The sequence below is a fragment of the Cytobacillus gottheilii genome (genome assembly GCF_001636345.1).
GTDB lineage: Bacteria > Bacillota > Bacilli > Bacillales > Cytobacillaceae > Cytobacillus > Cytobacillus gottheilii.
In genome coordinates this window covers 1,998,940-2,019,304 of the sequence record NZ_KV440945.1, presented here as the reverse complement: position 1 = coordinate 2,019,304, position 20,365 = coordinate 1,998,940, and the positions used below count along the sequence as shown (strand labels likewise).

The 20,365-nt window shown below is 38.9% G+C and carries 20 protein-coding genes; 4 read left to right on the top strand and 16 right to left on the bottom strand.

The genetic code is table 11. The features are described from left to right. Positions 1-38: 38 nt before the first annotated feature. From A6754_RS09750 to A6754_RS09735, 4 genes are all read right to left on the bottom strand, one after another. Positions 39-896 carry an amidohydrolase family protein gene (locus A6754_RS09750; RefSeq protein WP_066444416.1) on the bottom strand — a complete coding sequence of 286 codons (858 nt, stop codon included), beginning with the start codon at positions 894-896 and terminating at the stop codon, positions 39-41. Positions 897-1,374: 478 nt separating this feature from the next. Beyond that, a complete protein-coding gene (locus A6754_RS09745) occupies positions 1,375-4,452 on the bottom strand; it encodes a GNAT family N-acetyltransferase (protein ID WP_066444414.1) in 3,078 nt (1,025 codons plus the stop codon). Between the two features lie 212 nt (positions 4,453-4,664). Then, positions 4,665-5,213, bottom strand: coding sequence for a hypothetical protein (locus A6754_RS09740; protein WP_156495744.1), 549 nt, complete (start codon positions 5,211-5,213; stop codon positions 4,665-4,667). Next, the gene (locus A6754_RS09735) at positions 5,200-6,888 is read right to left on the bottom strand and encodes a formate--tetrahydrofolate ligase (protein ID WP_066444405.1); all 1,689 of its coding nucleotides are present in this window, start codon (positions 6,886-6,888) and stop codon (positions 5,200-5,202) included. Before A6754_RS09735 ends, A6754_RS09740 begins: the two co-directional genes overlap by 14 nt. Positions 6,889-7,103: 215 nt before the next feature. Here A6754_RS09735 and metA point away from each other — a divergent pair, with 215 nt between their 5' ends. Continuing rightward, positions 7,104-8,012, top strand: coding sequence for a homoserine O-acetyltransferase MetA (gene metA, locus A6754_RS09730; protein ID WP_066444403.1), 909 nt, complete (start codon positions 7,104-7,106; stop codon positions 8,010-8,012). 135 nt (positions 8,013-8,147) lie between these two features. Here the strand turns inward: metA and A6754_RS09725 are convergent, their stop codons facing one another. The 10 genes from A6754_RS09725 to A6754_RS09680 all read right to left on the bottom strand — a co-directional run bounded on the left by A6754_RS09725 (position 8,148) and on the right by A6754_RS09680 (position 17,449). Next, the gene (locus tag A6754_RS09725) at positions 8,148-8,840 is read right to left on the bottom strand and encodes an AIM24 family protein (RefSeq protein WP_066444401.1); all 693 of its coding nucleotides are present in this window, start codon (positions 8,838-8,840) and stop codon (positions 8,148-8,150) included. Next, positions 8,821-9,531 carry a class I SAM-dependent methyltransferase gene (locus A6754_RS09720; RefSeq protein WP_156495857.1) on the bottom strand — a complete coding sequence of 237 codons (711 nt, stop codon included), beginning with the start codon at positions 9,529-9,531 and terminating at the stop codon, positions 8,821-8,823. Before A6754_RS09720 ends, A6754_RS09725 begins: the two co-directional genes overlap by 20 nt. 201 nt (positions 9,532-9,732) lie before the next feature. Beyond that, a complete protein-coding gene (locus A6754_RS09715; RefSeq protein WP_066444399.1) occupies positions 9,733-10,296 on the bottom strand; it encodes a sugar O-acetyltransferase in 564 nt (187 codons plus the stop codon). Positions 10,297-10,403: 107 nt separating this feature from the next. Next, positions 10,404-10,826, bottom strand: a complete 423-nt coding sequence (gene mntR / locus A6754_RS09710) for a transcriptional regulator MntR (protein WP_066444398.1) — start codon at positions 10,824-10,826, stop codon at positions 10,404-10,406. A gap of 283 nt (positions 10,827-11,109) precedes the next feature. Next, positions 11,110-13,266: a DNA topoisomerase III gene (locus tag A6754_RS09705; protein WP_066444396.1), complete on the bottom strand. Its 2,157-nt coding sequence runs from the start codon at positions 13,264-13,266 to the stop codon at positions 11,110-11,112. 126 nt (positions 13,267-13,392) lie between these two features. Continuing rightward, positions 13,393-14,280, bottom strand: a complete 888-nt coding sequence (locus A6754_RS09700; protein ID WP_066444395.1) for a metal ABC transporter permease — start codon at positions 14,278-14,280, stop codon at positions 13,393-13,395. Further along, positions 14,277-15,209 (bottom strand): metal ABC transporter permease, encoded by a 933-nt coding sequence (locus tag A6754_RS09695; protein WP_066444394.1) that lies wholly within the window; start codon positions 15,207-15,209, stop codon positions 14,277-14,279. Before A6754_RS09695 ends, A6754_RS09700 begins: the two co-directional genes overlap by 4 nt. A gap of 10 nt (positions 15,210-15,219) precedes the next feature. Further along, a complete protein-coding gene (locus A6754_RS09690) occupies positions 15,220-15,969 on the bottom strand; it encodes a metal ABC transporter ATP-binding protein (protein WP_066444391.1) in 750 nt (249 codons plus the stop codon). Between the two features lie 12 nt (positions 15,970-15,981). Next, on the bottom strand, positions 15,982-16,917 hold the full coding sequence (locus A6754_RS09685; RefSeq protein WP_066444389.1) for a metal ABC transporter solute-binding protein, Zn/Mn family: 936 nt from the start codon (positions 16,915-16,917) through the stop codon (positions 15,982-15,984). A 238-nt stretch (positions 16,918-17,155) separates the two neighbouring features. After that, complete coding sequence (locus A6754_RS09680) at positions 17,156-17,449, bottom strand: hypothetical protein (protein ID WP_066444388.1); 294 nt, start codon at positions 17,447-17,449, stop codon at positions 17,156-17,158. Positions 17,450-17,730: 281 nt separating this feature from the next. On the opposite strand from A6754_RS09680, the gene cspD reads away from it, so the two are divergent. Further along, positions 17,731-17,931, top strand: coding sequence for a cold-shock protein CspD (gene cspD / locus A6754_RS09675; protein WP_057771282.1), 201 nt, complete (start codon positions 17,731-17,733; stop codon positions 17,929-17,931). Between the two features lie 78 nt (positions 17,932-18,009). On the opposite strand, the gene A6754_RS22345 is transcribed toward cspD, so the two are convergent. Both A6754_RS22345 and A6754_RS09670 read right to left on the bottom strand, forming a co-directional pair. Then, the gene (locus A6754_RS22345) at positions 18,010-18,186 is read right to left on the bottom strand and encodes a zinc-finger domain-containing protein (protein WP_082851656.1); all 177 of its coding nucleotides are present in this window, start codon (positions 18,184-18,186) and stop codon (positions 18,010-18,012) included. Between the two features lie 20 nt (positions 18,187-18,206). Continuing rightward, complete coding sequence (locus A6754_RS09670) at positions 18,207-18,863, bottom strand: ribonuclease H family protein (RefSeq protein WP_066444385.1); 657 nt, start codon at positions 18,861-18,863, stop codon at positions 18,207-18,209. Positions 18,864-18,978: 115 nt separating this feature from the next. On the opposite strand from A6754_RS09670, the gene A6754_RS09665 reads away from it, so the two are divergent. Both A6754_RS09665 and A6754_RS09660 read left to right on the top strand, forming a co-directional pair. After that, the gene (locus A6754_RS09665) at positions 18,979-19,386 is read left to right on the top strand and encodes a reverse transcriptase-like protein (protein ID WP_066444383.1); all 408 of its coding nucleotides are present in this window, start codon (positions 18,979-18,981) and stop codon (positions 19,384-19,386) included. Then, the gene (locus A6754_RS09660; protein ID WP_066451538.1) at positions 19,386-20,294 is read left to right on the top strand and encodes a DMT family transporter; all 909 of its coding nucleotides are present in this window, start codon (positions 19,386-19,388) and stop codon (positions 20,292-20,294) included. Before A6754_RS09665 ends, A6754_RS09660 begins: the two co-directional genes overlap by 1 nt. Positions 20,295-20,365: the final 71 nt, after the last annotated feature.

The following is a 20,365-nucleotide window of genomic DNA, read 5'->3' as shown; positions in this document are numbered from 1 at the left end:
TTTAAATAAAGACCGTCAGTGATTGACGGCCTTACTTCTTATTCTTTTAGAAATGGTTTTATCTTTGGAAAAAGCTTTACAGCTGTATTATAAAATACATCTTCATGATATTCTTCCGGTATTAAATCTTTGATAAATTGGATATATGGACCAACCGGAGCAAGCGGCCAATCAGTTCCAAATAACAGCTTATCATAGGAATCAGCGAACACAAGAGCATGTCTTAAATGATCTAAGAAACGGCCTTCGCTTCTTTTTTTCAGTTCCTCTTCAGTACCAACAATTATCCCAGATAAGTCGGCATATACATTCGAATTTTTATAAATGATTTCTGCACCAGTGATCGTCCATGGATCTCCAAAATGAGCCATCATAAACTGCACATTTCGGTGCTTTACAGCTACTTCATCAATTGCAAGCGGATGAGAATATTTTAATAGCCCTCGCTCTGAATATGTGTCGCCTGTATGAAACACGACCGGTACTCCATACTTTTCTGCAAGCTTATATACCGGTTCATATACCTCATCATATGCATAAAAAGGATAATAACCAAGATAGATTTTAATCCCAACCACTCTTGGATGCTGCAGTTCCTGCTCAAGTCTGCCTAAAGCAGCTTCATCCAAATCAAATGGATTTATTCCTGCACAATATACGATCTGTTCCGGCAAAGCATCTCCTAAATCCAAGCCCATTGGCGTTACAGCCTCATGGTCAGGGAAACCCATTTTATCTGTCTCCGTTAGCCCCATAGCGATGCTTAATACAACGTTCGCTTCTTTATATTCATTTATATAGCCATCATAAGAATAATCCACTTTAGAAATCTCTGCGGCAGTATGATGAAAAGATTTTACATTTGAAAAATGAATATGTGCGTCAATGATTTTCATATGTACTCCTTTAACTTTAAAATGTTTGCTTTTATTATAGTAACTGAACGTTCTAATTAATACCATAACATATGGCTTTTGAAAGAAGAGGTGGGACAAAAAGAAAAAAATATATCTAACACATGAAAGTTCAATGTCATGGTTTAGGTATTTAAAGACGCCCGTTCCATTGCGCTGCGGACCCTCGCTTTCCGTGGGGAGGAAGCTGAGCCTCCTCGAAGCAAAGCTTCTGCGGGGTCTCACCTTTTCCTCTATTGCCCACAGGAGTCGAAGGTCCTCCGCTCCATTTCACTCATGTTTGAAAGATATATTATAAAAATAATAACTAGTAAACCGAATGATTATAAAAAGTTGTTTACTAATCATTTAGATTTATCACAATGCTGAATACTTATTTCCCACATTCTTTTTATAGCCTTTTTCACGTATTACATGCTTTATTTATTAAATAACCATCTTTTAAGGGACAGAATTGATATTAACTATTAAAAAATGAAATTCCTCGCAGCTTCTCAAAGCTATCGGCTGTAAGAGGACGGTGATCGAATATCATAAACATTGGCGCAGTTACCGCGGCTGCTTTTTGGGATGAGGTTAATTCAGCAACTTCCTTATTTAAATAAGCTTCTGCTTCACTCTGTTCTTCTGCTGTTAATACATATAATCTTTCTTCCCGGCCATTAGAGCTTATGCTGCTGCCTTCATGCATAAAGATCGACATCTCTTCCATACCAGCTTTAAATATGTGCTGTTTGCCATCAGGCAAATGTACAGCAAGATCACTCAGCTGATCTCCTGTAAAAAAAACATCTGTATTCCAGGTTTCTCCTGCGATTGATTTTCCATTCTGATCATTAATCCGCACAAAATGAGCAACTGCCGGTACACCTGGAAGCACTGCAAAATATTGTGTGAACTGAAAATTCCCCCACGTATCATGCTGCTCAAATACCGTTCGTATCGCCAATGATCTCCACTTATTACCATACGAATCAGACAGATCAACAAATTTGGCATCACGTTTAGCTTGCTGCAGCGAAAATAGACTGATATTTGATGGAATGGTTTTATATCCTCCCGCCCACGGATTCCACCAGCCTTTTGCAATTAAATCCGGATAAGAACTGTGCAGCCACTGCATTCCATTCATCTTAAGCGAATAAATGCCAGCGTAGAAATCTGGTGATGCTTTCAATTCAATGAATTCATTGTGAAGAACGTAGGTGTCATAGTGTTCACCTTTTTCTATTGATGAGTGGACACTCCCACCTGCTGCAAATACCAGCTCCTCAAATCGAATTTCTTCATGATCGCTAAGAAGACTTCCTTTTACGGTTTGAATGCCTACATGATCCTTAAGCTGTAGTGTAGAGCCGAACTCTGTTTTCTCATCCTGCTCAGTCAGCTTTTCTTCCAAAACGACCGCATCATTTACGCGCATCTTCCATTTACCGTTCAAATAATTGTTTCTGGCAGTTTTTAAGACGATGTCTGCTTTGCCAAGAGTAACAACTGGATTGCCGTTATTAATGATAATTTCTTTTTCGAATAATAAAGTTGGCTGGTTATTCACCTTCTTTTTCAAGGCAAAATCACGCTGCTCCTTCCAGGAATGAAATGTACCCATTGCCAGAACAATTGCTGGCAATTCGACCTGTTCACCTGGGACAAGCTTTTCTATATGGAACTCCAGCTGCATTTGCCACCCTTCTGGATTCGCCTTCCAGTCGTCAGCCCAAGAAAGGCCGATTGGCATCTCTTCATGCTCACAAAAATACCAATTTTCCTGCAGATCTCCTTTATGAAGATCACCATATTCCAGCTCTCTTACTCTCGAAAACTTTGTTACACCAGCTTTAAGCGGGAAGATGGCGTTTTCAAGGTCATGATAATTTGCTTGCTGAAGGAAAAGATGATTATATATCTCAGAATGGCTGTTTTTTATTTCAGCCCACCTCTTTACAATGCCTTCACCAAATAAGGATGTATAGACTGCGAGCTGTATTCCAGCAAAATCTTCAGAATCAAATACCATTTTCAACGTAATGCACTCTTCATCCAAAATCCACTCAAGAGAAATAGGTTTTTGCTTTGAAAACTCAAATGAATATGGTTTTCCAAGCTTGGGAATAAAAAAAGCAAAAGGCTGGTCAATTAATTCATTTCTTCCAGCAGCAGTCGAATAATTTTGCTTGCTTATCCTGACTTGGCTGACTCCATTATACAAATGCCAATATTTTTTAGATTCCCCTCCAAATTTCTTTCCAAAGCCTTTTAGACCGAAGCCCACTTCATTATGCAGGAAGACCTGAACACTGCCATCCTTTTTTACAGCTTTTATTTTTATGTCCGGCTGGTAGAACCCATATTCTTTTACAATATAAGGAACCGTTAATAGCGCTCTTTCCTTTGGCTTTAATTCGAGTACAAATTGATTTGTCTTAAGTTCCACATGATTATGTTCACCAATTTCAACAGTAAAGGCTGCTTCTTCCGGCAAACTGTTCTCTACCTCTAGTTCAAAATGAGATAACTCATTTAGAAATGCTAAATTCATAGTTGATTTTCCGGTGATTTTTGCCGGCTGTTTTGGAAACACACCAAGAGATAACAGACAGGATTCTCCGTTAATTTTTACTTCTACTTGAACCACTGGATGCGTTTTCCAGATATTAGGTTCCTCTCCAGCTGCAAGCATCACTGTACCGTTTATAATTGCCTCATCGGCTACATTTAAATTTGAAGATAATTGAAGGGTTGAACGTTCATTGTCTATGCCTTCTGCCTGAACCTCTAAAGTGATTCCACTTTTGTTTTTCACATGCACTTCTACTAGCTCAGTCTGACCTTCTATCATTTCATGAGATGGCACTACAAGTTCAACCGCAAAATCATCCGTTTCAATTGCAGCAATTCCTCTTCCTGTTCGCTCAAATGTTACCCGTACGTTTTTACCATGACTGCTCCATTCATATTCATAAAAAGAAAAACCGTTTTTCTTAACTCCATCCGGCTTAATTTCTATTAATCTCGTACTCGCCTCATACCAATCTGCTTCTGCAAAAAACGGCTGTAAAACCGGCATCTTTAGCACTGATGGAATAAAGTTCATTAAATGTGTAGTATCATCGCGATCTTCCCAAAAAAAGCCGCATTTTTTATAGAGTGGAACTGCTTTCAAATTTCCCGGCCAGGTAAATAAATCTACGCGGGGAAAATCGAGTTCCACGGTTTTAGAAATGGCTTTCATCAATAGCATTTTACCGATCTTCTTGCCATGATAATCCGGGCGTACATTCAAAAGTGGTATATAAAGAGCGCCGATATCCTCCCTGTATTTAGATAGCCCGCAATACCCTACAACCTCATCCTGGTCCATCGCTAAATAGAGGGTAATATTGCCGGAGTTCTCTTCTTTTGTTTTCACATCTTCCGCAGTTGTAACCCTAGAATCTCCACCCCAGCTATCTCTGCTCAGATTCCACATCTTCGCTACTTGTGCAGCATGCTCTTCTCTATATTCGGTAATCACAATCTCATTTGTTTTTACGTTCATTCTCTTATCCTCCTAAGCTAGGTGACTTCTTGTCTTTTCTCCTCATTTTCCGATTTTTGCACAGATGAAATATTCATCAGCTTCTCCTCCTTCTTAATAATAGGAATGATTTCCCTATTTTATACTAGCTGTTCACAGCACAATTGTAAACATTATTCTGATTATTACACAAATACAAACAAGGCGCCTTATAAAGATAGCGCCTTGTTTGCTCAATGAAACTTTCTTATAAGATGATCCATTTCCTTTAAGGTTTTGACCATGTATTCAGCCATGTTTTGAAGGTCATCAATTTGATCTTCCTGGATGTGGCGATTGAAAGAAATGGTTAGTTCATTTTCTACGTGAGCATGTTCATTTAAGGCATTCTTTCTAATATGCTGCAGAACTGAATGATTGGCTCCCCAAATGATTTTTAATCGCTCTGCCGATTTTTTATATAATTCTTCGTTCTCAGGATGTTCGAGAGTTGTTTTAATAAAAACAGAAGCACCACTTTGCTGTACCCCATTTGAAAGAGGCAGCAGTTCAGCTGATAAATTAGCAAGGTCAGCTTGCAAAATAAATGTACAGAATACCTTGCTGCTTGAATTCTTCTTTAGTGTCATTTCAAACTTACGGGAAAGCTTTGCTAAGTTCACCCAATCATTACGGTCAGTAATAATGATTTCGCCATCCAGGTCGTAATCATAGAGACATCCTTCCATTACGACCTTCATATTTTCAAATGCTGTAGGATCAAACATATTAAAATAGTCCAACTGCCTGGCCTTGTTCGTCAACGTCCATCCGCAATGCAGCCGGATTTTTAGGAAGACCAGGCATGGTCATTACTTCACCCGTTAATGCGACGATAAAACCAGCGCCAATCGATGGCTTAAGTTCACGAATGGTAATTGAAAAATCTGCTGGTCTGCCGAGTTTGGAAGGATCGTCTGATAATGAATATTGTGTTTTCGCCATACAAATCGGCAGGTTCCCCCAGCCAAGTTCTTCAAATTGGGTTATTTGCTTTTTGGCTTTTTGAGAATACTCTACTTTTCCAGCTCCATATACTTTTTCCGCAATCGCTGTTATCTTATTTTCGAGAGAATCAGAAAGTTCATATAAAGGGGAAAAGGTTCCTTCATGCTGTTCGATGACTTCAACCAGTTTTTGTGCTAACTCTATTCCTCCGTCTCCGCCTCTTTCCCAAACCTCTGTAACAGCTGCTTCCATTCCATTCGCAGCACATAATTCCAGCATTGTATTCATCTCTGCCTCTGTATCTGTTATAAACTTATTAATAGCAATAACAAATGGCAAACCGAAATTCTGTAACGTCTCAGCATGTTTTTGCAGATTCGCAAACCCTATGCGAATCGCTTCGATATTTTCTTCTTTTAAATGGTCCTTCGCTACTCCTCCATGCATTTTTAAAGCTCGAATCGTCGCTACGATCACGACAGCCTCTGGCTTAATCCCTGAGGTTCTTGCTTTTATATGCAGGAATTTTTCTGCTCCAAGATCCGCTCCAAACCCTGCTTCTGTCACAACAAAATCAGCGAGCTTTGCAGCTGCTTTTGTGGCAATAACACTATTGCAGCCATGAGCAATATTAGCAAATGGCCCGCCGTGAATAAGTGCAGGTGTATGAGCAATCGTTTGAACGAGGTTTGGCTTGATGGCTTCTTTCAGCAGAAGTGTTAACGCCCCTTCTGCACCAAGCTGTGCTACAGTAACTGGCTGCTTGTCCATATTGTAGGCAATGACCATTTTTCCAAGTCGTTGTTTCAAGTCCTTTATATCTTCAGAGAGGCATAACACCGCCATAATTTCGGAAGCAACTGTTATGTCAAAGCCATCTTCTCTTGGCACACCTTGCATGGGACCGCCCAAGCCGATGATAACTTTTCTTAACGCACGATCATTTAAATCCAGCGCACGCTTCCAGACAATGCGGCGCTGATCGATTCTCAGCTCATTTCCCTGCTGGATATGATTATCAATTAAGGCAGCCAGCGCATTGTTAGCAGATGTTATGGCATGGATATCGCCCGTAAAATGAAGATTGATATCCTCCATAGGCAGCACCTGTGAAAACCCGCCGCCAGCTGCACCGCCTTTTATGCCCATTGTTGGCCCTAGGGAAGGTTCTCGGATGGCGATCATTGTTTTTTTGCCAATAGCATTCAGTGCATCACCGAGACCGACTGTTACTGTTGATTTCCCTTCTCCTGCTGGAGTTGGATTGATCGCTGTAACCAAAATGACTTTTCCAGATTCGTTCGTCTTGATTCTCTCTAGTGTGTCTGCTGAGAGTTTTGCTTTATATCTGCCATATAATTCAATATCATCTTCCTGTAAACCGATTGAAGCAGCAATTTCTGTAATCAGTTTCATTTTTGCCTGCTGAGCAATTTCTATATCTGACTTGACTTCAAGTTTAGTGTTCATGCATCTTCCCCCTGCAACATGATGTGATATGTATTTGCCACTTTTTATTGTACCATCACAGTGAGATAATATTTAAAAAACTTAGCAAATTAAAACACATTATCATTGCTGACTATTGCAATCGTTTATATAATGATCTTAATAAAATGGATAAGAGAGCATATTGTTATATATGTATATCGCCTTTCAATTAAGAAAAAATGGGAGTTGATCTTTTGCCTATTAACATACCGAAAAATTTGCCTGCCCGTGAAATATTAGAAAAAGAGCATATTTTTATTATGGATGATGACAAGGCCCTTCAACAGGATATCCGCCCGCTGAATATACTTATTTTAAATTTGATGCCTCAAAAAGAAAAAACGGAAACCCATCTGCTTCGACTTCTAGGCAATACACCACTGCAAACAAACATAACATTCTTAAAAACAGATACACACACATCAAAAAATACAAGCCAGCTGCATCTTGATCAATTTTATTCAACATTTCAAGAGATTAAAGACCGGAAGTTTGACGGCATGATCATTACTGGTGCCCCTGTTGAACAGCTTCCCTTTGAAGGGGTCGATTATTGGCAGGAGTTAAAAGACATTATGCACTGGACAAAATCAAATGTAACTTCGACATTACATATATGCTGGGGAGCACAAGCAGCTTTATATTATCATTTTGGAATCGGAAAATATAATTTAGAAGGCAAATGCTTTGGAGTCTTTCCTCACACCGTATATCAATCAGATGAAAAGCTCCTCAGCGGATTTAATGATTATTTCTGGGCACCCCATTCCCGTCATACAGATGTGTCTTTAGACGAAGTGCTTGCTCATCAAGAAATTACACTGCTTTCTTCATCAGATGAGGCGGGTGCTTTCATTATGTCTGCCAATAGAGGAAAGCAGATTATGATAACGGGTCATTTAGAATATGAAGCTACTACTCTTTTAGAAGAATATGAGAGAGATGCTTCAAGAGGTCTGGATATAAAAATTCCGGTTCATTACTTTCCAGAAGATAATCCTCAAAAAGCTCCAGCTAATATTTGGCGTTCACATGCATTTCTGCTTTTCTCGAACTGGCTGAATTATTATGTGTATCAGGAGACACCGTATAATTGGTCATAAAACATTAGCAAGCCTGGAAGGCATAAGAGTATGCTAAGCTGCCATTGTTCTTTTCACTAAATAATGCTACGGAACTTCTCAATATCCCTGAATCAAAAACAAGCCTGGATGACGAATCATCCAGGCTTGTTTTATTTATGATTGCTGACTGTAGTAAACTTCTTCGAACGGCTGCACGACAACAAATCCATTTCCTTCAAACTTCATTTGAATGGATTCTCCGCTTCCTCTGCCGATAAATGTTTTAAAAGATACATCTGTAACAAATTCCGGCTGAAGATTGCCAGACCAAGCGACTGTTGCATTCGGATCTGTATAAACAGGATTATCCGGAGTGACAAGCAGTGTTAATGGTTCGTAATGTGAGGTAATAGCCACCATTCCTGTACCTTCAAGACGGACATTAAATAAACCTCCGCTCATCATCCCCGCAATTTTTCTCATCAATTTGATATCCCAGTCAATTGACGGTTCAAAAGCGAGCAAATCATTCCCATTGACAAAAATCGATTCGCCATTGAGATGTAAGATGGAGATCTTCTTTCCTTGATCGGCTAAATACAGTTTTCCATTCCCAGTTGCCTTCATTAAAGAAGTGCCTTCACCTGTTAACGCTTTTTTAAACATTTTTCCTAAGCCGTGCTCCAGAATGCCTTCACGCTCAAATTTAATTTGCCCCCGATAAGAAATCATCGCTCCTGATTTTGCCCAAATTTGATTGGATAAGTTGATTTCCAGCATTCTAGGCGTCTCTAATTCAAACAAACCTTCCCCTTTGTCCTCTTGCTTTGTTTGATTTACAAATTGATCAATCGAATATCTGCTCATTTTCTAATTCCTCCTCTTTTCTATTTTTAAGCATAAACACCCACATGAAAGATAGTGCCTGCTTAAGCTCGACTGGAAGTGAACCCTTGGGTACCTGTTCTGCTGCTTTTTTAAAAACGGGCAATTCCGCTATTTTTTCCCATCCATTTTCTAGTGCCAAAGCCTCAAACTCCCATGGCATCATAGTATTGCAGATCACCTGATCGCCATATAATCTTTGAAAACTGCTTTTTCGGGGACCTGCAGTTGGTCCCAGCACACCAACACATGCATAGCCTCCTGGCTTAACCATATGTTTCATATGCATTAATACCTTAAGAGGATCTTCTGTCCATTCCAGCGAATTAATTGCAAGGACTGCGTCATAAGAATTTTCGGGTAATTGAAGTATGGTTATATCGCCTTTGATGAATTGAGAATGGTTCTGTTTGTTTGTTTCTTTTGCTCTATGTATCATTTCATCAGCAACATCATAGCCAGTCACTTCATAACCCTTTTTTGCTAGTTTTAATGAACCATAGCCATCTCCGCAGCCAAGATCACACACTTTTGAATAGGCTGGAACCACTTTACAAAAAAAAGGGATAATATCTTTGCGGCTGCCCTCTTCCCACATCGTTTTGCTGCTTGCATGCCATGTGGCAGATCGTTTATTCCATTGTTTCTCTGATTCTAGACTCCAATTTTGCATATCATCCCTCGCCATCTTCCCCTTTATATACGGTACACTTTCTCAAAAGTTTCATCCTATGTACATTCTAGACTTATTCATAACAATCCTATCTATGTCTGATATAAAAAACTATTTATTTAATCATTAGCCCATATAAGATAAGAATAAACAGCATAACAAAAAGAGTTGTATGCATAAAAGCTTGCATACAACTCTCTTTCACGATAAATCCAGCTGTTTAATCACTGCTGCAGGATTTCCTCCAACGACTGTATTTGAAGGAACATTTTTTGTAACGACAGCCCCAGAGGCAATAACAGCGTTGTCTCCAATTGTTACACCAGGATTGATGATCGCGCCTCCACCAATCCAAACATTGTTGCCGATTGTTACTGGTTTGCCGTATTCTTTGCCCGAGTTCCTCTCTTCAGGGTCAAGAGGATGTGTGGCTGTATAAATATGTACACCCGGTGCCATCATGCAATTATCACCGATTTTGACCTCACAAACATCAAGAATGACACAATCAAAATTAGCAAAAAAGTTTTCGCCAACATGCGTATTGCTGCCATAATCAAAGCGAATATTGGGTTCCATATACACATTTTCTCCTGTAGAACCAAGCAACTCTTTTAACATGCTAGTCCGCTCTTCGTGTTCTGATTCTAATGAAAGATTATAAAGACGCACCTTTTTTCTGGCCTCTGTGCGGGCATGAAGCAATTCAGGATCTAATGGGTCATACATTTCGCCAGCTAGCATTTTATCTTTCTCTGTTCGCATCTTCTCAAGCACTCCCTTATGGTTTATCTAAACATTTATATTGTAAGCCTTTTCTCAAATTCACAAAACAAAAAAACACACAAGACTTCTGTGTATTTTTCTTTCACTTAAGCATTTTCGTTATTTTTTTGAACAATCCTTAGGGCATTTATTCGGTTTTCATCTTCTTCAAAATATTGGACAAGATCCCCAATGCGGTCTATTGCATCCCAGCTTAAATGGTGTTCAATTCCTTCAACATCCTGATATATATTTTCATCTTTCACTCCGATGATTTTGAGAAGCTGTTCAAGCAACTCATGTCTATACACTAACCGCTTGCCAATTTTCTTGCCTTTTGCTGTTAAAACAAGACCTCTATACTTTTCATATACTAAATATTCATCTTTATCCAGTTTCTGCACCATTTTGGTAACAGATGAAGGGTGAACAGATAGCGCTTCTGCTATATCGGATACACGGGCATATCCTTTATCTTCAATCAGTATATATATTTGTTCAATATAATCTTCCATACTTGGTGTTGGCATAGGGTACCTCCTAAAAGAAAAGCGCTAGCGCCATGATTAAGTACTTCCATTTGAGGTACTTGACGCTGAAATAACTTGTCTATTTCTCATTTATATTTATAGCACAATGTAAATATACACTAAGCCATGACATTTATTTGTGATGCAAATACTTTTATCAAGTGCATGGCTAATATGACATTAGCCTTTAAAAAGTTTACTACAAAATGGCAATAGGAGACAAGCTTATGTCTCAAAATTACCATCAAGCCGAGATGTATACAGCAAACATCTCCGCTCTTATTTACACCTGTTTATCGAAAATAAATTTCAGCTTGTGATCTTTCTGATCCCATGCCAGTTTGGCTGAAAACATTTTTTCTTTGCTGGAAAAACCCTCAATTAATTCGGTCTCCCCATTCTTCAAGATCAATTTGACGTTCTTTTGTGTGATCGTTTTATTTAAGATTTTTTTCGATATACTAAAGCCGCAATTGCTTTTTTTATAATTGGAACATCCGTAAAAAGTTCCTTTATCAACAACTTTTCCATCGCAAAGCAAGCATTTTCCTACCGAAGATGTTCTTTTTTGCTTATAGGTTTTCGGTGTAAAATTATCTTGATCCTCTTGTGCAAATGTCCATTTATCCTTATTCTCGGAAGATGCCTGAATCAGATGGAGGACCATTTTATTTGTTTGCTCCATAAATTGTTTAGGTGATGCCGTTCCTTCAGAAATCTGCTGAAGCCTTGTTTCCCACTTAGCCGTCATCTCTGGAGAAGCCAAAATCTCTTCTCCAATTGCACTAATTAAGATTTTCGCTTTTGAGGTAGCATAGACAATGTTTTTTTGGATATCAATATACCCTCGATCCTTTAACATGGTAATAATCCCTGCTCTTGTTGCCTCTGTGCCAAGACCTTCTGTTTTGTTCAGCATTTGTTCAAGTTCTTTATCCTCCAAATGCTTGCCGGCCGTTTTCATTAAAGTGATGAGCTGACCTTCCGTATATCTTTTGGGCGGCTGTGTCTTACCTTCCTTTACTTCTGCCTTTAGCACCTCACCTTTTTCAGCTTTAGATAGAATCGGAAGATTGGGTTCCTTATCTTTCTCTGCTAAAGGAATGACTTTGCGCCAGCCAAGTTCCAGCTGAACTTTTCCTTTTGATTTAAACATCGCTCTTCCGTCTACAAGCGTATCAACCTCTGTATATTCCACGACAGACTTTTCATGAAATGCAGCAATTAAACTGCGGGCAATCATCAAATAAATCTTTTGTTCATCAGAAGAAAGCTTCTCGATTGAAGGCACCTGTTCAGTCGGAATGATTGCATAGTGATCTGTTACCTTTTTATCATCGACATATCGTTTGTTGCCTAAAAGCGATTGTTTTGGCAGAGGGAAATAGGTTTTGAATTCCTTTAAGTTTGATAGTTTTGCCAATATATCTGGAAACATTTCTGCTTCTCCTGCTGTTACATGCCTTGAATCTGAACGTGGATAGGAAACAAAGCCTTTTTGATATAATTTTTGCAGAATATCAAGCGTTTTTTTGGGAGGATATTTATACTTGCGGTTTGCATCTGCCTGCAGAGCGGATAAGTTGAATAGCATAGGAGGCAAATATTCCTTCTTTTCCTTTTTCACTTCTGTTATTTCTGCGTTTTTTCCTTTACAGAAAGCAGCAATTTTCTCAGCAAGCTCTTTTGATTCTGCTCTTGACTCTCCATCTTTGTCCCATTTGCCCTGATATGTTTTGCCATTCATATGAAACTCGGCAGTCACTTCCCAAAAAGGTTCTGAAACAAAACGTTCAATCTCTTTTTCTCTTTTCACGATTAAAGCTAACGTTGGTGTCTGCACTCTGCCGACAGAAAAAACGTCTGAAAAGCCTTTTTCTTTCAACAGAAGACTATAGAGCCTGGACGCATTCATCCCGACAATCCAGTCAGCACATGCTCGCGTATAGGCTTCATAATAGAGATTGCGCGTATCAGACTCTGACCGTAATGATGTAAAGCCTTCTCTTATTGATTTTGGTGTTAAAGAAGAGATCCACAACCGTTTCATGGGCTGCTTTGCACCTGCAACTCGAAGGACATTGCGGATGATCAGTTCTCCTTCTCGCCCAGCATCACCAGCATGAATAATTTCTGTGACTCGCTTATCCTGTACGAGTTTTTTTATGACATTAAACTGTTTTGCCTTATCTTTTGTTACTTCATACTGAAACTGCTCTGGAATAATAGGCAGATTGGTTAGTGACCATTTTTTCCAGGAAGAATGGTATTTTTCTGGTGCTGACAGCTGGCATAAATGGCCAACTGCCCATGTGACAAGGGCTCCTTCGGGGAATAAATCAGCAGGGAGGATTTCAACAAATCCTTGATGTTTTTTCATTTTGAAGATTGAGGCTAATGTTAAACCTTGATCTGGTTTTTCAGCAATGATAAGTTTCATAGCGTTTCACTTCCAAGTGTTCTAATAATAGTTTCTATTTTACCTGTAATTGAGCTGAAGAGAAAGTAAAAAAGAACGACTATTTTTTGTCGTTCTTTCCAATTAAACTATTATTCTTATATAACCTTATTGTTCGGAGCCATATTTCACTTTTTTTAATGCGAATTTTTTAAATAGATACCCTTTTGTTGGAGAAAAGAAGAAGACGAGAGCAAATAATATTCCATTGACTGCGGCCATGCTTCCTGAGATGGATACGTTAAACAGCATAGCAGCATAATATCCTATTATAGCTGCAGCTACTCCAAACACTCCACTTAAGATAAGCATCACACTCATTTTATCTGTTAATAAATAGGCAGAAGCCCCTGGTGCAATCAGCATGGCAACAACGAGAATAGCACCGACACTATCAAAGGATGCGACTGTTGTAAGAGAAACCATTCCCATCAGCAAATAATGAATGAATAGTACTGGGATTCCAATTGCAGCGGCCATAGCAGGATCAAAAGAGGTAATTTTCAGTTCCTTATAGAAAAGGAAAATAATAACCAGAACGATCAGCAATACTGCCGATAACATTAAGAACGCCTTAGGAAGTTCCGGGAGAAAACCAATTTGCACTGTGTCCCATGGCACAAATGCGATTTCTCCCATTAGTGCATGATCCACATCAAGATGCACATCACCTGCATAGAGGGTGATTAATATAACACCTATTGCGAATAGGAACGTAAATACCACCCCGATGGAGGCATCCTCCTGTACACCGCTGCTGTGGAGCAGCTGAACAAAAACAACTGTTAACAGTCCAACAACTGCTGCTCCAATGAGCATATAAATTCCATTCATGCTTTGACTTATTAAAAAGGCCAGCACAATCCCAAGCAAAACTGTATGACTAATGGCATCCGCCAGCATTGAAAGTTTCCGCAAAATGAGAAAGCAGCCTGTAATTCCACAAGTAATGCCAGCCATTGATCCGATTAGAATGATCCATGCCTCGTAACTCATAGGTACTCGCCTCTTTCCTTTTGCATTGTCAGTTCTCTATTAATCTTCTTATGATTTATTTGTCTCTTAATGGCATTCGTTACAATGCCTCTTCCTGGTGCAAAGAACATAGAGAATAAGAATAATGCCGTTGCTGTTACAACAATAAACGGTCCGGTAGCAAGGCCTTCTCCCAAGGTGCTGATTAATGTGCCAGCTACACCCGAGATCGCTCCAAAGATTCCGGATATAACAATCATTTTACCTAAAGAATCCGTCCAATAGCGCGCAGCAACTGCAGGAGTAATAAGCAATGCTGCCATTAAAATAACACCTACTGCCTGAATACCGATCACAATGACAGCCACCAATAAAGATAAAAATACCAGATTAAGAAATCCAGCCGGAAGGCCAAGTCCCTTTGCAAATTCCGGATCAAATGTCAGTACCTTTAACTCTTTAAAGATTAAGGCAGTGATGACAATTAATGCAGCGGCTGTAATGGCCATCATTTTAACATCACTGCCAACAAGTGATGCTGCCTGCCCGAAAATAAAATCGCTTAATCCGCTTTTATTGCCTGCGGGAGATTGCGTTACTTTTGTTAACAGCACAATGCCAAAGCCAAAAAAGACGGAGAGAATTAAACAGATGGCTGTATCTTCTTTAATAATGGAATTGGAGATAACAAATTGAATGCAGTAGGCTGCTAAAAGCCCTGTAATGGTTGCGCCGATCAGCAGAGCAAGCAATGATTTCTCCCCTGTTAGCATGAAGGCAATACATATTCCCGGCAAAGCGGCGTGTGCAACGGCATCTCCAATTAGACTTTGTTTCCTTAATAAAGCGATGCTGCCAAGGACACCGCTCGCAATGCCTAATAGCATTGTGGCGAGCAGTACCCATTGTGTATTAGCATTATTCAAAACCATATTCATCAGATCACTCATTACAGGCACCTCATTTTTGTTCTGCTATCATCTGGCCTTTTTCTAAAAATGCCAGCTTCCCACCGTACGTTTGATGAAGGTTTTCCATTGTAAAAGTGCTTTCTGTTGGACCTGACGCAATTGCTTCAACATTTAAAAGCAGAACATGATCGAAGTATTCTTTTACAGTCTGCAGGTCATGATGAACAACAAGCACTGTTTTCCCCTGTTCTTTCAACTCATTTAGTAAATCAATAATCGCACGTTCGGTTGCTGCATCGACACCTACAAATGGTTCATCCATAAAGTAAACCTTTGCCTCTTGTGCCAGTGCTCTAGCAAGAAATACTCTCTGCTGCTGCCCGCCTGAAAGCTGGCTAATTTGGCGGTCTGCAAAATCAGCCATTCCGACTTTCCTTAAACATTCCAGAGCAAAAGCTTCATCTTTTTTGCCTGGTCTTTTAAACCAGCCAACATGACCATATCTGCCCATCAGCACAACATCAAGTGCATTAGTCGGGAAATCCCAATCAACAGATCCTCTCTGCGGCACATAGCCTACAACCCGATCCTTCGCCCGATACGGTTTGTTGTAGATTTGAATCTGTCCTGCCGCCTTAGGGATTAACCCTAAAATGGCTTTTATTAACGTTGATTTACCCGCTCCATTTGGCCCAATAATTCCAATAAGCTTTCCTTCCGGCACTTCAAAGTTTATATCCTTTAGTACCGGCTTTTCTTGATATGCGACAGTTAATCCTTTTACAACGACTGGATTCATCATTTCCACTCCTTATTTCAGCGCATCAGCAATCGTTTCAACATTATGTCTATACATGCCAATATACGTTCCTTCTTCTGTACCTTCTTCACCCATTGCATCAGAGTATAGCTCTCCGCCAATCGTTACTGTGTGCCCTTTGTCTTTTGCTCCTTCAATAACAGCGTTAATTGATTTCTCAGAAATACTGGACTCAACAAATACAGCCTTAATTTCACGCTCTGTTAATGTATCTACTAAAGATTGTACGTCCCCTAGACCATATTCAGATTCTGTGCTGATGCCTTGTAAACCCATTACTTCCATATCGTAAGCATTTCCAAAGTAGCCAAATGCATCATGAGCTGTTACAAGAACTCGTTGATCTTCAGGAATGCTTGACATTTCTTCTGCAGCAAATTCTTTTAAGTCATCCAATTCAGCATAATATTTCTGAGCATTTTCTTCATAAAATGCCTGATTATCCGGGTCTGCCTCTATAAGACCTTCTTCAATCTTGTTTAAGGCCTGCTTCCAAAGATCGATATCAAACCATACATGGGGATCAGCAGCTGAACGATCTTCGGCATCTTCCAGCAATTCGCCCTCACTGACATTTTCAGCAATTGCGTAAGTTGGCTTATCAGCATTCATTTTTTCAAGGACTTCTAAGATTTTACCTTCTAGGTGCAATCCGTTATAAAAGATAACATCTGCTTCTTCAAACTTCGCGATATCGCCCTGTGTTGCCTTATAAAGATGAGGATCTGTTCCAGGTCCCATTAAACTAATAACTTCCACTTTGTCTCCGCCAATATTTTTCACTCCATCAGCTATCTGCCCAATTGTTGTTGTCACAGTTAGCTTTTCACCGTCTGATTGTGTTGAATCCTCCGATGCTGAATCACCTGAACACGCCGCCAAAACCATTACAAGCATTGCAATTGTTAACCCTAACAGCTTTTTCATTTTCTCCCCATCTCCCTTTGGAAATTATTTAGTTCAGCCTTAGATGAGTATATGCACAAATTTATGCTTAGTGCACACATTTTAACATAAGACATGTTTTTTTTATTAAGCAATAAATGTTTCCTTAGTGCAACATTTTAACTCTTTTCAGATATTTGTCAATTCAAAAGCAAAAAAAAATCGGCATTAGCCGATTTTCACATTAGAACCTTATTCTTTTATAAGTACTTTGCTGCTTTTAACCATTCTTTTTATAAGGAGTGATCGTCATATGTTCAAGCACATAAAAGCGATTCATACTGACAACATTTGATACGGTTAGGATGTGAGAGGGGATTTTTTCAACATGAAACACAATTAACCCAACTCGATCATTCATGATAATAAAAGAATCGCCATGAGAGTATGCCAGGATCTCTTTTCCTATCAGCCGAATAGAGTTGATTATTGCTTGTTTAATATCTTCATCAAGATGAAAGTTTGGAGAAAATCTTAAAATCCATTCTAAATCATCGATTGAAAACCTGAACATCTTTCTCTCACCCTCTTCTCAGAGTTTAAAATATTTGTATGAGGAAGGATGATTTTTATGTATTATTTCTTTAAAAATATTATTTTTTAAATTTTGTTACTATTTTATGTTTTTTTCCAATTATTGCGATCTTGAACCTTGACTGCGGGCAGGCATTCGTGTATATTATAATCATCATTTAACAGAATATATACAATTTATTTTGCAATATGTTTAAGTTGAGTGATAATATTTATCTTAGGCACTAGAGTGTCTTTTAAGGTTTAGGAGGAAAAGTTAACATGCAAAACGGTAAAGTAAAATGGTTCAACAATGAAAAAGGTTTTGGTTTTATCGAAGTTGAAGGCGGAGACGATGTATTCGTTCACTTCACAGCTATTACAGGTGACGGTTTCAAATCTTTAGAAGAAGGTCAAGAAGTTTCTTTCGAAATCGTTGAAGGAAATCGCGGACCTCAAGCTGCTAACGTAGTAAAACTATAATCTTATAATAAACTAGGCTGGCCTTGTGCCAGCCTTTTGTCATATTTTAAACATTCATTTTATTTTACTTTCAGGAAATCAGCACAATCCTTTTCCAATTGATTTTATTTTCTTCCCCACTGTACATTGTGTGATGCAGAAGCGGTGTGCAAAGCGCCTTCCTTTTTCCTCTTTATGATGCTGATGCAAGAAACAGCCTTTACAATATGTTTCCATAATGGATTCTGCCTCTTGGATCACTTTTTTTCTTTCCATAACCTTTACACCTCCGCTCCTTAAATCATTTGCATTTTGCTGTGGATGTTTTTCCCTTCAATTGCTTGAGTGGCAAGTTTATCTGCTTCTTTATTTTCATTTCTTCCCACCGGCGAATATGCTGGTATTAATCCAAGCTTCTTTATTTTTGCTTCGATACGATCAAGCCATCGATTTAAATTTTCTTCATAGCACGGCCACTCGCCAGCCAGCTGATTCAATACGACTTGGGAATCACCTTTAAATTCACAGCTCATATGGCGGACACCCATTTCTTCAAGCATATTAACACAAAAATAAAATGCTGCATATTCAGCTTCGTTATTATCATCAATCTCATGGAGCAATTCATTTGCACGCAGACGGTATTTTTTTTTGCCCTGTTTATAATAAATCACAGCCCCTAATCCTGCCAGCTGTTCCTGTTTATCATAGCCCCCATCAAAATAAACGACGATATCATGGGGTTCTTCCTCAATTTCTTCCAGCAGTTTTCCCAGTTCCTTTAACGTCCAGGATGTACCGCGTTCATCATAATATACCATATCTGAAGCCCGGCCAGACTTAGTAAGTTCTTCTCCTGTTAAAAGAGCCAATTCACCTGTCAGCCAATCTGATGTAAAAAATACATTTGAACTTCCTTTTAATTTATAATTCCATTCTAATTTATATTTCATTTATTTTATCCTTTCTTCCTAATTTGAAGCAAATCATGTAGTTTAGGTGGTCATACTTTTATGATACACTTATTTTTAGCTTACATAATTTACAGGATTTGATGGAGGATCATGAATGATTGAAGTATATATTGACGGAGCAAGTGCCGGGAACCCTGGACCCAGTGGTGCGGGCATATTTATAAAAGCCAATGGCAATGTTGAAAGGCACTCGATTCCATTAGGTATTATGGAGAATCACGAAGCAGAATATCATGCGTTAATAAAAGCTCTGGAAATTTGTATTCAGAAAAATTATCAGACGGTTTCATTTCGCACCGACTCACAGCTTGTTAACGCTGCAATGGAGAAAGAATTTGTAAAAAATAAAAGATATTCCCCATTATTAGAACAGGCATTACTGTTAAGCAAGCAGCTTCCGCTTTTTTTTATAAAATGGGTGCCTAGCTCTGAAAATAAAAGTGCTGATGATTTGGCTCGCGCTGCCATCCGGAAAAATAATACAAAGGATATTGAACAGTGATAAATAATAAACATAGTGTTGCCCACATCTCACTTCTGCTCGTAGCCTTCGTATGGGGCCTGACATTTGTTGTCGTCCAAAATGCGATTGCTTTTTTAGAGCCTTTTACATTTAATGCAATCCGATTTTTTATAGCAGGATTATTATTATTCCTCATACATATTGTTTTTACTAGAAGCAAACCTGGCCATTTCAATAAAAAATTGATTATTGCAGGAATGAAAGTTGGATTCTGGTTATTTATTGGTTATGCTTTTCAAACAGTCGGTCTTCTATATACCACTTCTTCAAAAGCAGGCTTTATTACTGGTTTAAGCGTTGTGCTTGTGCCCTTGTTTTCATGGATGCTATTCAAATTAAACCCAGGCAGAAACGCTCTTATCGGTGCTATCGTTGCTGCAGGAGGATTATATTTACTGACTATGACGGATACCGTTACCTTGAATATCGGTGATGGTTACATATTTATATGCGCAATTGGCTTTGCCATGCATATTATTATGACCGGAAAATACAGCAGCAAGCATGCCGTGCTTCCTTTAACGATTGTGCAACTGATGTTTGTTTCTCTGCTCTCTATGATTTTTTCTATAGCGACAGAAGATTGGCAAACTGTTCTTAACCCATCCATTATGTTTAATATGGATGTTATAATGGCGCTCATGATTACATCCGTATTTGCTACTGCTCTTGCGTTTTTAGCACAAACAGCATTTCAGCAATATACAACACCAGTAAGAGTTGCGCTAATATTTGCGACTGAACCGGTTTTTGCAGCTTTAGCAGGCTATTTATGGAATGATGAACGATTAGCTTCAACCGCCATTATTGGCTGCGGATTCATTTTTGCCGGGATGATTTTTGCTGAGATCCCGAAAAAAAGCAAGAAAGCACAGCTCGAAGCTTAAAGATCTTTATTGTTCACTCAACATTTTAAAAATGAGCCTTAAATATCGGCTCAGGACCTGTTCTGTTAAAG

What these genes read in the sequence shown, in the direction of transcription:
- A6754_RS09750 (WP_066444416.1), bottom strand. Translation starts at nt 896, where the DNA reads ATGAAAATCATTGACGCACATATTCATTTTTCAAATGTAAAATCTTTT.
- A6754_RS09745 (WP_066444414.1), bottom strand. Translation starts at nt 4,452, where the DNA reads ATGAACGTAAAAACAAATGAGATTGTGATTACCGAATATAGAGAAGAG.
- A6754_RS09735 (WP_066444405.1), bottom strand. Translation starts at nt 6,888, where the DNA reads ATGAACACTAAACTTGAAGTCAAGTCAGATATAGAAATTGCTCAGCAG.
- A6754_RS09725 (WP_066444401.1), bottom strand. Translation starts at nt 8,840, where the DNA reads ATGAGCAGATATTCGATTGATCAATTTGTAAATCAAACAAAGCAAGAG.
- A6754_RS09720 (WP_156495857.1), bottom strand. Translation starts at nt 9,531, where the DNA reads ATGCAAAATTGGAGTCTAGAATCAGAGAAACAATGGAATAAACGATCT.
- A6754_RS09715 (WP_066444399.1), bottom strand. Translation starts at nt 10,296, where the DNA reads ATGCGAACAGAGAAAGATAAAATGCTAGCTGGCGAAATGTATGACCCA.
- mntR (WP_066444398.1), bottom strand. Translation starts at nt 10,826, where the DNA reads ATGCCAACACCAAGTATGGAAGATTATATTGAACAAATATATATACTG.
- A6754_RS09705 (WP_066444396.1), bottom strand. Translation starts at nt 13,266, where the DNA reads ATGAAACTTATCATTGCTGAAAAACCAGATCAAGGTTTAACATTAGCC.
- A6754_RS09700 (WP_066444395.1), bottom strand. Translation starts at nt 14,280, where the DNA reads ATGAGTTACGAGGCATGGATCATTCTAATCGGATCAATGGCTGGCATT.
- A6754_RS09695 (WP_066444394.1), bottom strand. Translation starts at nt 15,209, where the DNA reads ATGAGTGATCTGATGAATATGGTTTTGAATAATGCTAATACACAATGG.
- A6754_RS09690 (WP_066444391.1), bottom strand. Translation starts at nt 15,969, where the DNA reads ATGAATCCAGTCGTTGTAAAAGGATTAACTGTCGCATATCAAGAAAAG.
- A6754_RS09685 (WP_066444389.1), bottom strand. Translation starts at nt 16,917, where the DNA reads ATGAAAAAGCTGTTAGGGTTAACAATTGCAATGCTTGTAATGGTTTTG.
- A6754_RS09680 (WP_066444388.1), bottom strand. Translation starts at nt 17,449, where the DNA reads ATGTTCAGGTTTTCAATCGATGATTTAGAATGGATTTTAAGATTTTCT.
- cspD (WP_057771282.1), top strand. Translation starts at nt 17,731, where the DNA reads ATGCAAAACGGTAAAGTAAAATGGTTCAACAATGAAAAAGGTTTTGGT.
- A6754_RS22345 (WP_082851656.1), bottom strand. Translation starts at nt 18,186, where the DNA reads ATGGAAAGAAAAAAAGTGATCCAAGAGGCAGAATCCATTATGGAAACA.
- A6754_RS09670 (WP_066444385.1), bottom strand. Translation starts at nt 18,863, where the DNA reads ATGAAATATAAATTAGAATGGAATTATAAATTAAAAGGAAGTTCAAAT.
- A6754_RS09665 (WP_066444383.1), top strand. Translation starts at nt 18,979, where the DNA reads ATGATTGAAGTATATATTGACGGAGCAAGTGCCGGGAACCCTGGACCC.